Here is a 12,817-nt window from a genome sequence, read left to right on the forward strand (position 1 = left end):
TAAATGAGCAAAAGTAAGGTCATCAGCACAGACGATATATTAGCAACCCTTTGTCATTCAGTGACAGGCGTACTCACATCAGCCAGCGGTAACGGTATTAGCTACTCAGCTATGGTGCAAAAAATAACACGTACATGTATGCGACCAGATATTGGCTGCTTTGTTTTATTTGACGGCGGTTTTACTGGGCTCGTAATTACCAACTTTACTTCGCAAGCGGCGATGGAAATTTATGGCGATTACATGCGTAATATGGGTATGCCTGAGAATGAAATAGCGCATAGCCATTTATCAGACGACGTATCAAACGTATTAGGCGAGTTGATGAACCAAATTGTGGGCGACTTTACGTCTAAAGTGCGTGAGCAGCTTCATACTTCAATTACACAAAATCAGCCAAAAATGATGGCAATAAACAAGCAAGTGCAAATATCGGTAGATACCACGATGGATCGCCCGCAAGCCCGCCGCGTAACATTCACCACAAGTAAACAAAATATCTTTTACTTGGAATTAGCTATGGATAAAACAGAGTTTATTAAATTACACGACTTTGATATTGCAGAAGCACTAGACCCAGATGACATAATTGAAAACGAAGCGAAAAAGAAAGCTGAAAAAGAAAGCGCAAAGGCTAAAGACGTTGTGCAAGACGATGTAGATGACGATTTTATGGCAGGCTTAGGGCTGTAACGTTTTACGTAGGTTGGGTAGAGCGAAGCGAAACCCAACGTGCTTTTGAGTTGGCAGTTTGAAGCTATCAGCAGAAAAGTTACTTAAAAACGCGATTTGATATCGCGTTTTTTATTCTTACATTTCAATTTTTTAGGCCAAAGTGTTTTTCTCTATGGCAGTTAGGGCAAAGAGCTTGGGCATTTTTAACTGTATCACCACCACCATGCGCAAGTTGTACTATATGGTGCACCTCAAGGTAGGGAGTCATATCTTTTTTACGTTGAAACGGAGCTGCTTTACCACAGTATTCGCAATGTCCTTTTGCTCTAAGTAATACAGCCGCAACTACATGAGGATTGCGGTTAAAGACTTCAATTATGGCGAACTTTTTTTCTACTTTAACAGATGAAGCTAATATTTCATTTCTGCATTGCTCAGACAATAATGCTGACTTTTTTACTTGTTCCTCAAAAGCTATAGTATGGATAGAGTAATCAATCAGGTTCTCATATTGCTCAATGTTATTATATTTCGAAACAATTTGCCTTAATTTGATTACATTAGTATTACGGATAGCCTCATAATAGGTTATGTGTTTTCTAACTGATTTTATTGCATTATTGAAGTTAACTTCGCTTCCATCTTTTTTTATATTCGAAAGATAGTAATCAATACCTGTGGCACTGAGAGCACGCTTAAATACATTGCCTTCAATTATGCACTTATAGCTATTTATATAATCTTTTGCTGAACTATTATTGAAACCTTCTTCAGTAACTAAGTTAGCCACAGCATGATCAAGCTTCAAGTCATTATTATAAACCTGCTTTGCTAATTCATAAGCAGCTTGAATATTATCAATGGTTATTTTGTTAGACATATTGATCTAAAACTTTTTATTGTAATAGTACTACGTAGAGTGAACATAGCATGATTGATGATATTTAGTAATTTTGTTAGCTGCTTGCACTTTCTATTGATAATCCTAGGTTTATTTAATGAGTTAAATACGGATTCTCTCCCATCGCCACTACCACACAAAATATCCTTAAATCTAATTCCAATTGGTGATACTGCGGTTCCATATGGCAGCAAAGTTGATAAAAGCCTTTGTTATGGTCTTTTTCTTTAAAGTGGGCGAGCTCATGTACCACTAACGCTTTTAATAACGGCTCGGGAGCGCGGAGCAAGTCGCTGTTTATCGCTAAATCGTGCTTACGGGTTTTACCTTGCATTCGATACGTATGTGTACCGAGTGCATTGGTGACCATATCGCCTTGCTTTTTAAAAGCAGCGCGCCCAAATGGTGGCGCATTTTTTAAATATTGTTTTTTAAGCTCGGTTGCATAGCTATAAAGTAGTTTATCGCTGGTAATAGTGTGTGCTTGCGGATACTTTTTAAGTAAGTAGTCACATATATTTTTGTTATTTATAAGGCTTAATACTTGCTCAACAATGTTAGCTGGGTAACCGGTAAAGTAACGTGCGTATTCACTCATTATTATTTCTCTGTCGTTTTACTTTTAAAAAAGTGCTTGCTGGTGGGCTTCTTTTTCGCCAGTAAATGGGTTTAATGCTTTGTGATTATAACCAAGGTCTTTACAAAACTGCCTTGCTAATAATGGCGCTTCTCGGTTATCTGCCGTATGAAAAAACACATAGGGCGTTTTTCCTTCATCAAGCCATTGTTTTACTTTACTCAGCCACGGTTTATAAAAGGGTTTATAGTCGTTTTGTAAATCGGCGATAACAAAGCGCGCCATGGGTTGCGTGCTTGTAGCAATGGCATGCACGGGTAAATGCGGCTTTTTTTGTTGTGCGTCTATTAGCGCTTCGGTTGTTGGTTTTACCGCAAATAGGGCGCGAGTATCCATTGATATGCGATTTATGTTGTTTGCCATTAATAACTGATTAAGCGCTATTTCGGCTTCGCCCTTTTGAAAAAACGCAGTATGACGTACCTCTACACCGTAATTAACCTCTTTTGGTAATAGGCTAATAAATTGGGCGAGTTTGGGTAAGTCACCAGGACCAAATGCTTTAGGTAATTGCAGCATGATTTGCCCGGTTTTTTCTAAAATAGGGGTAAACAAGTTAAGCCAATCAGTAAGCTCGGTTTGAACATTAGTTAGGTGCAGCTCGTGGCTAAAGCGACGATTAAACTTAAAAGTAAATTTAAAATCGTCGGGTACGCTGTTTGCCCAGCGCAATACGGTGCTTGGCGAAGGATCAGCGTAAAAGCTGGTATTGCCTTCAACAGAATTAAAGTGTTGTGCGTATTGGCTAAGCATATCGGCGTTTTTACATTGGCTTGAAAATAAATTGCCTTTCCATGCATTACTCGACCACTGCGGGCATCCAATATATAACATACAAACTAGCGCCTTATTATAAAGTGGCGATAGTGTAGCAAATAACAAAACGAGCTGCTGTAAATTCAGGGGCAAAAGCGGCACACGCCCTAGCATCTTAATGTTAGTTGAGTATAATGCAGGGCTTAATTTGATTATTTTTAGATTGCTAGCGGCTTTATTTGTATTGTGGTGACCTGTTTTTTAAATCACACGCCTTAAAACAAATAAGTTTAGCCGTTTAAGCCTTTTATCTGACAGGAAAACTATGCGCTCTATATATTGCGGACAGCTAAATAAAACTCACGTAGATCAAGAAGTTGAACTATGTGGCTGGATCAACAAACGACGTGACCTTGGTGGACTTATCTTTGTCGATTTACGCGATAGAGAAGGTTTAGTACAAGTTGTATTCGACTCTGACATTGAAGAGTTAATGAGTTCGGCTAACACACTTCGCCAAGAATTTTGTGTTCAGTTAAAAGGTATTGTTCGCGCACGCCCAGACAGCCAAGTAAATAAAGACATGGCAACAGGGGAGATCGAAATTTTAGGTAAAGAGCTTAATATTATTAACCGCTCTGAGCCATTACCGCTTGATTTTAACCAAGTAAACTCTGAAGAGCGTCGTTTAAAATACCGCTACCTAGACCTACGTCGTCTAGAAATGAGTGACCGTATTAAATTACGTGCTAAAGCAAGCAGCTTTGTTCGTCGCTTTTTAGATGAAAACGGCTTTTTAGACATCGAAACACCAGTACTTACTAAAGCAACGCCAGAAGGCGCGCGCGATTACTTAGTGCCAAGCCGCGTTCATAAAGGTAGTTTTTACGCATTACCACAGTCTCCACAGTTGTTTAAGCAATTGCTGATGATGTCGGGTTTTGACCGTTACTACCAAATTGTAAAATGTTTCCGTGATGAAGATTTACGTGCCGATCGCCAACCAGAATTTACCCAAATAGATATAGAGACCTCTTTCATGAGCTCTGATCAAGTACGTGGTATGACTGAAAAAATGATCCGCGAGATGTGGCAAACATTGCTAAACGTTGATTTAGGCGATTTTCCAATCATGCCTTACAGCGAGGCAATGAGCCTTTACGGTTCTGATAAGCCAGATTTACGTAACCCAATGAAATTAGTTGATGTTGCAGATTTAGTTAAAGACGTAGAGTTTAATGTTTTCTCAGGTCCGGCTAACGACGAAAAAGGTCGCGTTGCTGTGTTAACTGTACCGGGTGGCGCTAAGCTTTCTCGTAAACAGCTTGACGATTACACTAAGTTTATTGGTATTTACGGCGCTAAAGGCATGGCGTGGATGAAAGTAAACGACCACACTGCAGGCGCTGAGGGTGTTCAATCACCAGTGGCTAAGTTTTTAAGCGAAGACGTAATTACTAAATTACTTGAGCGTACTAATGCACAGTCTGGCGATATCATTTTATTTGGTGCCGATAAGCGCAACACAGTAAATGAAGCAATGGGCGCACTGCGCGTTAAGATTGGTGTTGATTTAGAAATCACTAACCTTAATAGCTGGGCACCACTTTGGGTTGTAGACTTCCCAATGTTTGAAGAAGATGACGAAGGCACATTACATGCTGTACATCATCCATTCACTGCACCAAAAGACATTAACGCCAGTGAGCTTGAAGCAAACCCAGCCAGTGCTATTTCAGATGCCTACGATATGGTATTAAACGGCTACGAAGTTGGTGGCGGTTCGGTACGTATTCATAATGCAGATATGCAAGAAACTGCATTTAGAATTTTAGGTATTAACGAGCAAGAGCAACAAGACAAGTTTGGTTTTTTACTTGATGCACTTAAATACGGCACACCACCACATGCTGGTTTAGCATTTGGTCTTGACCGTTTAGCAATGCTTTTATGTGGTACCGATAACATTCGTGACGTTATTGCTTTCCCTAAAACAACACAAGCGTCGTGTTTATTAACTAACGCGCCAAGCAAACCTAACCTTGACTCGTTAGCTGAACTTGCAATAAGTGTTGTAGAAAAAGCGATACCTAACGAAGAGTAATCTTGTTTCGCTTTTTTGAGCTAAATTTAAAAACCCTTAAGTTATATGCTTAAGGGTTTTTTTATGGTTAAATTTATAGCAGAGTGTGTTTTAAACGAACAGATGAAAAGGAATTATTATGTCGATCAATGCAACCTTATTTGGTGAGTTTTTAGTTTTTATTATTGTGCTGTGTATTCCTATTTTTGCTGTAATTAGCTACAAAATAGGTAAGCGTAAAAGTACTATGCCAGGTGTTTTAGCTTTTGTGGGTGGCTGTTTAGCGCTATTTCCACTATTTGCTTTGATTTTTATTGCAGTGCTTACGCTTAAAAAAGATTTACCTAAAAGTAATGGCTACACGGGTTAAATTTAATAGGTGAATTGTGTTGTTAAGTAACAATAACCAGTATTTTGATGAGCAATTTAATGCTTTGCAGTACGCAGAGCAGCTAACTGAAAACTCTGAGTTTGAAGAGTGTATATTTATCGATTGCGACTTTTCAGGCGGGCAGTTTAAGCATTGCCGATTTATAGAATGCAGTTTTAAAAACTGTAATTTATCGTCACTAAACTGGAACTACAGTTCGCTTGAAAATGTAAGTTTTAGCCACTGTAAATTAAATAGTTTGCAATGGGCTGATGTAGATTGGCCAGCGCTTAGTATTAACGCACCGGTGAGTTTTAATTATTGTGAGCTCAGTCATAGTTCTTTTTTTGAATTAACTCTCAAAGCCCTCAAACTAACACACTGCTTTGCCAAAAATGTTGATTTTAGACACGCTGATTTAAGCGGTAGTGAATTTACAGGAACAGATTTTCGCGATAGTGAGTTTTTTCAAACCAATTTAACAAAATGTGATTTTGTAGGTGCTACAGCGTTTAATATAGATTTGAATAATAATATTTTAGCGAATGCTAAGTTTGATCGCTTCGAAGCACTTAATTTGCTTACCAGCCTTAATATAGAACTATGTGATTAACTAAATATCTAGAAGCGACAGCTTAGCTGGGCTTCTAGATACTGCGTGACTGCGTAATTAACGGCTTGGACCATTTTTATTACGTGCACTGGCAAGTTGTCTTGCGATTTCTAATAACGCAGGTGAAATATCTTCAGCGCCATCTTTAATTAGTTTTGTAACGTCACCTGACGAAAACAAACCGTCACGTGGTGATTTAATACCTAACTCGCGAACAAAATCCTTCGTTTTACCTGTGCTGCCTGTTTCGATGAACTTAAAAATAATACGTTCATTGTTGTTTTTAGCAGGTGCTTTTAGTGTTTCGATTTCGTCATGTATCTCGGTTAGTTTGTCTTCTAGGATTTCTATACGTTCTTGGATGCTATTGTATGATTTCATTTATTGGATCTTTTACTAAATATATTAAAACAATGGCGACTATTATCGCATAGTTTGACAATAGAGAACGCAAACCTATAAAGTAAAAGTTATTTTTAATTAAAAACAATAATTTATATAAGTTTAATCATGAAAAAAACACTTAAAAAGCTTTTTATATTAAGCACACTAACCTTAACCACATCAATAATAAGCACTACAAGCTATGCAAACGACGATGTTATAATCGATAAAAGCCGTAGCCGCGCTATTCCTATCAATATTACATTACCAAGTAATAATGCTAAGTGTACAGCGCAAGAAAAATGCCCTGTGGCGTTTATTAATGCGGGCTACGGTATCAGCCATAACGAATATACGTTTGCTAGTAATGTGTTTAATCAGCGCGGATACTTAACAGTAGCCGTTGCACATGAATTAAAAACCGACCCTGACCTTAATCGTGAGCAACCTTACTTAACCACTCGCGTGGAAAACTGGCACCGTGGCGTGGTAACGCTTAAGTTTTTAGTTAATGAGCTAGCGAGTAAATACCCAACGTATGATTTTACAAAACTCGCCTTATTTGGGCACTCAAACGGCGGTGATATTTCAGCGTTATACGGCTCTATTTATCCTAATGAAGTGAGCACTATTATTACGCTCGATCATCGCCGCATGTTGATCCCACGCAATAAAAATATTCGCGTGCTTACACTTCGCGGTAGTGATTACCCAGCAGATGCAAATGTATTGTTGAACGATTCAGAGCTGGATAAGTTTCCTGTTAAGCAAATACTCATAGAAAAATCGCGCCATAACGATATGTACGATGGCGGGCAAAAATGGCTGGTGGATAGAATGAGTAAAAATATCGAGATATTTTTAGGTAATTAGCCAAGATATAATCAAGCCAACTTTAAGCTGGCTTAATATAAAGGTTTAAGCTGACACAAAATTTTGAGTGGTATTAAACAAAGCATGTATATTATTGCAGGTTACCCTTGCGGCGTAGCAAACTGTTTTATTGGTCGTTCTTTTATTTCCATATCTTCAGTAGGCATAGCTAAAAGTGAATATCTGGTTCTTATGGTAATGATATCAGCAAATTTACCGTTAATGTACAAGTTGACGAACGGTGTAATCGTACTTACTAAGTATTTTTTTTCAGGGTTTAAAGCAAACTTTTCTTCCATGCCTTTTAGCTCAATAAACTTTACTTCAAGCGGTTCGAACTCTATAAAGGATAATTGCTTGTGAGCACGCCGCCGTCCTTGTATAGGTTGTTCAGGGACTTTTGCACCTGGATTTTTCGCTCTTAATGAGAAGTATTCATCCACTTCATATATAAACATTGAGTTTAAGTCGATTCCCTGCTTATCGAAAGCGAGAGAGCTTAGCTTAACTTGATAAGGCGTAGTATTCGCCAATCTTATACTAGTGATACATTTAGTATCTAGATGACAAAATGTATAAGAGGATGCAGCAATAGGACCTTCGATAATTTCTTCAGAGTTGGCAAAAGTAGAGTAACTAATTAAAAGAAATATAATATTTACTAAAATTTTCATTGGGCTGCTCGCACTGCATTTTCAAAAAGATATGCCGAATATAGTAAGGTATCTCTGTCTTCATTGGTTTGATAAATTTGTGCATTTTGAGCAATGAAATTAAGATCCTTTATAGCCGTTCTTGCGTTATAAGCTGTATCTTCAGAAGTCCAGACTGCGTGGCTAAACTCATGAACAACAGTATCTACTTTTCCATTTGTACCCGCTTTAAAAAAAACTATTACCAAACCCAATAATACCATATCTTTCATAATAAGTTGCATCACCATATACAGCGCATTTATAAAGTTTTTGTGGGGTCAAATGCATAGAACCGATAAGGTTAGCTACTTTACGGGCTTGGCGAATTAAAAAGGTTCTTGTTGCTTCAAAATTTGTAGGGTTTATATAACCATATTGCATCATAATGTTTTTGAATTTTTCTTTGTCCTTTTTATCTGCGTTAGCAGGGTTGTGCAATATATTAATAAAAGTTGTTAATGCTTTTGGAGTAATTAGCATAGCTAATTCAATTTGGTTCAGCTCAGATAGAGTTAACTCGATACCTGTTTTGTTTGTTGCTTCATAAATTGAAAAGTTATTGCGTTCGTAGTAAGTATTTTTATTCATACCTATCCTTGGTTGTTTAATATAATTGTAAGCTACTAAAACCGTACCTATTATTCAACCCCTTATATTTCATTTAGAGTTTAAGTCTGCTTTATTAACAACTTCATATAACGCAGTAATAACTGCGCTATATTAATTTTATGGTAGTTACTCTACCAGTTCACTTACAATAATAGGGTTGTTATGTAGTGTTTTATGCACCGGGCATTTGTCGGCTATTTCGAGTAAACGTTGGCGCTGTGGCTCAGTTAAATCGCCACGCAAAGTGATTTTACGGGTAATAGCTTCAAGGTTACCTGTTTGCTCACAATCGTCGCAATCTTTGTTGTAATCGCGAGTGTGATTAAGCTCTACTTTTACATGCTCTAGCGGTAAGTTTTTGCGTGTAGCATACATGCGTAGTGTCATTGCTGTACAGGCACCAAGCCCGGCTAATAGGTGATGATACGGATCTGGGCCTAAATTTTTACCGCCTACTTTTATTGGCTCATCTGCAAGCCAAGTATGATCTTTGGTGCTTACATGTTGTGTAAATACGTGATCTTTTTCTTCGACGAGTACGTTACCATCACTTAATTTTGCACTGTATTTTGTTTGATCATATTTAACGTAGCGATTTGCCCACGTAGCAATAATTTGCGCGGCGTAGTCTGCATCGTTTTTATTAGTTAAAAGGTGATCGGCGTTATCTAGGCTAATAAAGCTTTTAGGGTGTTTAGCTGACGCATAAATTTTTTCGGCTTCACTAATGTTTACAGTTGCATCAATAGGGGAGTGCATTACTAATAATGCGCGCTTAAGTTTACTGATGTGGCTTTTACCGTACTTGGCTATATCATCTATAAATTGTTTTTTGATGGTAAATTCGCGACCCGCTAAACTTACTTTAGCTTCGCCAGCTTCGTTAATTTCATCAAGGTGAGCTGCAAAGTTATGCGCTACGTGTTGCGCGTCAGATGGCGCACCAATTGTAGTTATAGCTGAAACCTCTGGTATGTGCTCAGCAGCAGCTAATACTGCAGCGCCACCTAAACTATGACCAATAAGTAGTTGTGGTGCTTCAAAATGATCACGCAGGTGATTGGCTGCTGAGACTAGATCTTGAATATTTGACGAAAAATTACTGTTGGCAAAGTCGCCATCGCTATTACCTAAACCAGTAAAGTCAAAACGCAGTACGGCAATCCCTTGTTGTGTTAATGCACGGCTTATACGTGTTGCAGCAGCAACATCTTTACCACAGGTAAAACAATGAGCAAATAACGCATAAAACTTTACGTCACCAGAGGGAAGTTCGAGTTGACCAGCAAGTTCTAAGTCGCCGCTTTTAAAAGATACTTTTTGTCGCATGGGTAGCCTTATTTATACTAATAAAATACATTACAATACTAGACCAGATATAAGTGCGAAACCTTACAAATACAACATTTTTTTATAAATTGATCTTGATCAAGCATAAAGCTGCTGGTGGCTCTTTGAGGACATATGTCCTTATGTTTTTGAGGCCATTTGTCTATCCTCACATAGCGCTATAATGAAGGCTTTGCTACTTTATATAATTAATATTAATTATATAAAAAAGATGATCATTCTATCGCATTAAATAGCTCATTCACTGCGTTAAAAATTATTTATATAGAACAGCTATATAAATAATTCGCCTTGATATCGCGCTATTTTCTTAGCGCTATAATAGATCACTAATTTATGCAATTGATATAATTTAGCACGATTAAAAGCAACTCACTTCACACAACCTATTCACTGGAACGTACAATGCAATTACCTACTGTTGATTATAAAGCTCCCGATGCGGCTGCACAATTTGTTGAATCGTTAAGAAATACTGGTTTTGGCGTTTTAAAAAACCACCCAATCCCACAGTCTTTAGTTGAGTCTATTTACAAAAACTGGCAAGACTTTTTTAACTCAGAGCAGAAGCAAGACTTTTTATTCTCTAAAGACACTCAAGATGGTTACTTTCCGCCTTCAGTATCTGAAGTAGCGAAAGGCTTTACAATAAAAGACATTAAAGAGTACTTTCATGTGTACCCTAAAGGACGTGTTCCTGCAGAGCTTGAGGCTGATGTGCGTGAATACTACCGTTTAGCGAGTGAGTTTGCTGGTACCTTGTTAAATTGGGTTCAGGCTGAATCTCCAGCTGATGTACGCGCTAAATTTTCGATTGATTTAAAAGACATGATTGCGGGTTCGGAACAAACATTGTTACGTATTTTGCATTATCCGCCAATGACAGGTGATGAAGAGCCAGGTGCTATTCGCGCAGCTGCTCATGGTGATATTAATTTATTAACTGTGTTACCTGCATCTAACGAACCTGGTTTACAAGTTCAAAAAACAGATGGTGGTTGGTTAGATGTTCCATGTGATTTTGGCAGCTTAATTATTAATATTGGTGACATGCTACAAGAAGCGTCGGGCGGGTATTTCCCATCTACAATTCACCGCGTGATTAACCCAACGGGTAAAGCATCGACTAAATCGCGAATCTCGTTACCGCTATTTTTACACCCTCATCCAGAGGTTGTGCTTTCAGAGCGCTACACCGCAGATAGCTACTTGCAAGAGCGTTTGCGTGAGTTAGGTGTTAAGTAACTATTATACTTAGAATTATTAAGTATAAACAAAAAGCGGCTTTAAGCCGTTTTTTGCATTTTTAAGCAACTTGATTGCACGTTTGATTTTATTGAACGGTGCTCAATTGCTTGCAACGTAAATAATGGCATGCATTCTTAGCTACTACAGGTATAATGCGCGCAACTGGCCACTTTGGCCTTATTTAAAAGAGAGTTTATATGAGTTTTGATGGTTTAGGTTTATCACAGTCTTTAGTTAATGCGGTTTTAGAAAAGGGCTATGAAACGCCAACACCAATTCAGGCTCAAGCTATTCCGGCAATTATTGAAGGCCGTGATGTTATGGCTGCAGCACAAACGGGTACTGGTAAAACAGCTGGTTTTACATTACCACTTATCGAACGTTTGTCTTCAGGTCCTAAAGCTAAAAGCAATCATGTACGTGCGTTAATTTTAACACCAACACGTGAACTTGCTTTGCAAGTGAGTGAAAATGTTGAAGAGTACGCAAAGCATTCTGATGTAAGCTCGTTTGTAGTTTACGGTGGCGTTAAAATTAACCCACAAATGCAGCGTCTTCGTAAGGGTGTTGATATTTTAGTTGCAACACCGGGTCGTTTAATTGACTTACATAACCAAAACGCAGTTAAATTTGATAGCGTAGAAGTACTTGTATTAGATGAAGCTGACCGTATGCTAGACATGGGCTTTATTCATGACATTAAACGTCTTATAGCTAAAATGCCTGCAAAACGTCAAAACTTAATGTTTTCGGCAACATTTTCAGATGACATTCGTGCATTAGCAAAAGGGTTAATAAACGACCCTGTCGAAATTTCTGTTGCAGCAAAAAATACGACAGCAAAAAGCGTTACTCAGTGTGTTTATGCAGTAGATAAGCCACGTAAAACTGCTTTATTAAGCCATTTGATTCGTAGTAACGATTGGCAGCAAGTTTTAGTATTTAGCCGTACAAAACATGGTGCTAACCGCTTAGTTAAGCAACTAGAACGTGATGATATTACAGGCGCTGCTATTCATGGTAATAAGTCACAAGGTGCACGTGTTAAAGCACTTGAAGGTTTTAAAAATGGTGATGTTCGAGTATTAGTAGCAACTGATATTGTTGCACGTGGTTTAGACATTGTTGAACTACCACATGTAGTTAACTACGACTTACCAAATGTATACGAAGATTATGTTCACCGTATTGGTCGTACTGGTCGTGCTGGTGCATCGGGTCATGCTATTTCGTTTGTAACCACTGAAGATGCTGTCGATTTATATGGTATTGAGCGTTTTATTGGTGAGCTTATTCCGCGTGCTGAAGAAGATGGTTTCGATCCGGTTAACCCTGTACCTGAGCGCGCATTAGATGCTCGCCCTATTGCACCTAAAAAACCTAAGAAAAAGCAGCCTTTTAATAAGCCTAAGTCTGATAGCAGCAAGCCTAACAGTAAAAAGCCAAACAATGGCGGCAATGGTACAGGTCCGCGCCGTGGTGGTTCTAAAAAGCCAGCAGCTAAAACAGATGATAGCGCGCAAAACCCATGGGCAAAGCGTGAGTCTGTTGGTGGTAATGGTCAACGCCGTCGCCGCACAACTAATAACGATTAGTCATTATTAATGAGTGTATTGGCGTTTA

General features: G+C 38.4%; 15 protein-coding genes. 7 read left to right on the forward strand and 8 right to left on the reverse strand.

The window, feature by feature from the left end; all coding sequences use genetic code 11:
• Positions 1 to 3 precede the first annotated feature (3 nt).
• Positions 4 to 693 carry a DUF3334 family protein gene (locus GQR56_RS15620; RefSeq protein ID WP_166113134.1) on the forward strand — a complete coding sequence of 230 codons (690 nt, stop codon included), beginning with the start codon at positions 4 to 6 and terminating at the stop codon, positions 691 to 693.
• Between the two features lie 124 nt (positions 694 to 817).
• On the opposite strand, the gene GQR56_RS15625 is transcribed toward GQR56_RS15620, so the two are convergent.
• The 3 genes from GQR56_RS15625 to GQR56_RS15635 all read right to left on the reverse strand — a co-directional run bounded on the left by GQR56_RS15625 (position 818) and on the right by GQR56_RS15635 (position 3,047).
• The gene (locus tag GQR56_RS15625) at positions 818 to 1,555 is read right to left on the reverse strand and encodes an HNH endonuclease signature motif containing protein (RefSeq protein ID WP_166113137.1); all 738 of its coding nucleotides are present in this window, start codon (positions 1,553 to 1,555) and stop codon (positions 818 to 820) included.
• A gap of 115 nt (positions 1,556 to 1,670) precedes the next feature.
• Positions 1,671 to 2,174 carry a YgjP-like metallopeptidase domain-containing protein gene (locus GQR56_RS15630; RefSeq protein WP_166113140.1) on the reverse strand — a complete coding sequence of 168 codons (504 nt, stop codon included), beginning with the start codon at positions 2,172 to 2,174 and terminating at the stop codon, positions 1,671 to 1,673.
• A 24-nt stretch (positions 2,175 to 2,198) separates the two neighbouring features.
• Positions 2,199 to 3,047, reverse strand: a complete 849-nt coding sequence (locus tag GQR56_RS15635; protein WP_166113143.1) for a DUF72 domain-containing protein — start codon at positions 3,045 to 3,047, stop codon at positions 2,199 to 2,201.
• A gap of 247 nt (positions 3,048 to 3,294) precedes the next feature.
• Here GQR56_RS15635 and aspS point away from each other — a divergent pair, with 247 nt between their 5' ends.
• The 3 genes from aspS (at position 3,295) to GQR56_RS15650 (ending at position 6,035) form a co-directional block, all read left to right on the forward strand.
• Positions 3,295 to 5,073, forward strand: a complete 1,779-nt coding sequence (gene aspS, locus GQR56_RS15640; protein WP_166113146.1) for an aspartate--tRNA ligase — start codon at positions 3,295 to 3,297, stop codon at positions 5,071 to 5,073.
• 118 nt (positions 5,074 to 5,191) lie between these two features.
• Positions 5,192 to 5,422, forward strand: coding sequence for a hypothetical protein (locus GQR56_RS15645; protein ID WP_166113149.1), 231 nt, complete (start codon positions 5,192 to 5,194; stop codon positions 5,420 to 5,422).
• A gap of 16 nt (positions 5,423 to 5,438) precedes the next feature.
• Positions 5,439 to 6,035, forward strand: a complete 597-nt coding sequence (locus GQR56_RS15650; RefSeq protein ID WP_166113152.1) for a pentapeptide repeat-containing protein — start codon at positions 5,439 to 5,441, stop codon at positions 6,033 to 6,035.
• Positions 6,036 to 6,092: 57 nt separating this feature from the next.
• On the opposite strand, the gene GQR56_RS15655 is transcribed toward GQR56_RS15650, so the two are convergent.
• On the reverse strand, positions 6,093 to 6,416 hold the full coding sequence (locus tag GQR56_RS15655) for a hypothetical protein (protein WP_007586981.1): 324 nt from the start codon (positions 6,414 to 6,416) through the stop codon (positions 6,093 to 6,095).
• Between the two features lie 129 nt (positions 6,417 to 6,545).
• Between GQR56_RS15655 and GQR56_RS15660 the strand changes: the two genes are divergently transcribed.
• A complete protein-coding gene (locus tag GQR56_RS15660) occupies positions 6,546 to 7,292 on the forward strand; it encodes an alpha/beta hydrolase (protein WP_166113155.1) in 747 nt (248 codons plus the stop codon).
• A gap of 101 nt (positions 7,293 to 7,393) precedes the next feature.
• On the opposite strand, the gene GQR56_RS15665 is transcribed toward GQR56_RS15660, so the two are convergent.
• The 4 genes from GQR56_RS15665 to GQR56_RS15675 form a co-directional block, all read right to left on the reverse strand.
• Complete coding sequence (locus tag GQR56_RS15665; protein WP_166113158.1) at positions 7,394 to 7,966, reverse strand: hypothetical protein; 573 nt, start codon at positions 7,964 to 7,966, stop codon at positions 7,394 to 7,396.
• Positions 7,963 to 8,217: a hypothetical protein gene (locus GQR56_RS21530; RefSeq protein ID WP_240920944.1), complete on the reverse strand. Its 255-nt coding sequence runs from the start codon at positions 8,215 to 8,217 to the stop codon at positions 7,963 to 7,965. Before GQR56_RS21530 ends, GQR56_RS15665 begins: the two co-directional genes overlap by 4 nt.
• The gene (locus GQR56_RS15670; protein WP_240920945.1) at positions 8,174 to 8,575 is read right to left on the reverse strand and encodes a hypothetical protein; all 402 of its coding nucleotides are present in this window, start codon (positions 8,573 to 8,575) and stop codon (positions 8,174 to 8,176) included. The genes GQR56_RS21530 and GQR56_RS15670 overlap by 44 nt, the downstream gene beginning before the upstream one ends.
• Positions 8,576 to 8,722: 147 nt before the next feature.
• A complete protein-coding gene (locus GQR56_RS15675; RefSeq protein WP_166113161.1) occupies positions 8,723 to 9,925 on the reverse strand; it encodes a bifunctional alpha/beta hydrolase/OsmC family protein in 1,203 nt (400 codons plus the stop codon).
• A 426-nt stretch (positions 9,926 to 10,351) separates the two neighbouring features.
• Here GQR56_RS15675 and GQR56_RS15680 point away from each other — a divergent pair, with 426 nt between their 5' ends.
• The gene (locus GQR56_RS15680; RefSeq protein ID WP_166113164.1) at positions 10,352 to 11,191 is read left to right on the forward strand and encodes an isopenicillin N synthase family oxygenase; all 840 of its coding nucleotides are present in this window, start codon (positions 10,352 to 10,354) and stop codon (positions 11,189 to 11,191) included.
• Positions 11,192 to 11,391: 200 nt separating this feature from the next.
• The gene (locus GQR56_RS15685; RefSeq protein WP_024609892.1) at positions 11,392 to 12,789 is read left to right on the forward strand and encodes a DEAD/DEAH box helicase; all 1,398 of its coding nucleotides are present in this window, start codon (positions 11,392 to 11,394) and stop codon (positions 12,787 to 12,789) included.
• Positions 12,790 to 12,817: the final 28 nt, after the last annotated feature.

This window comes from Pseudoalteromonas sp. Z9A5 (genome assembly GCF_011378875.1).
GTDB lineage: Bacteria > Pseudomonadota > Gammaproteobacteria > Enterobacterales > Alteromonadaceae > Pseudoalteromonas.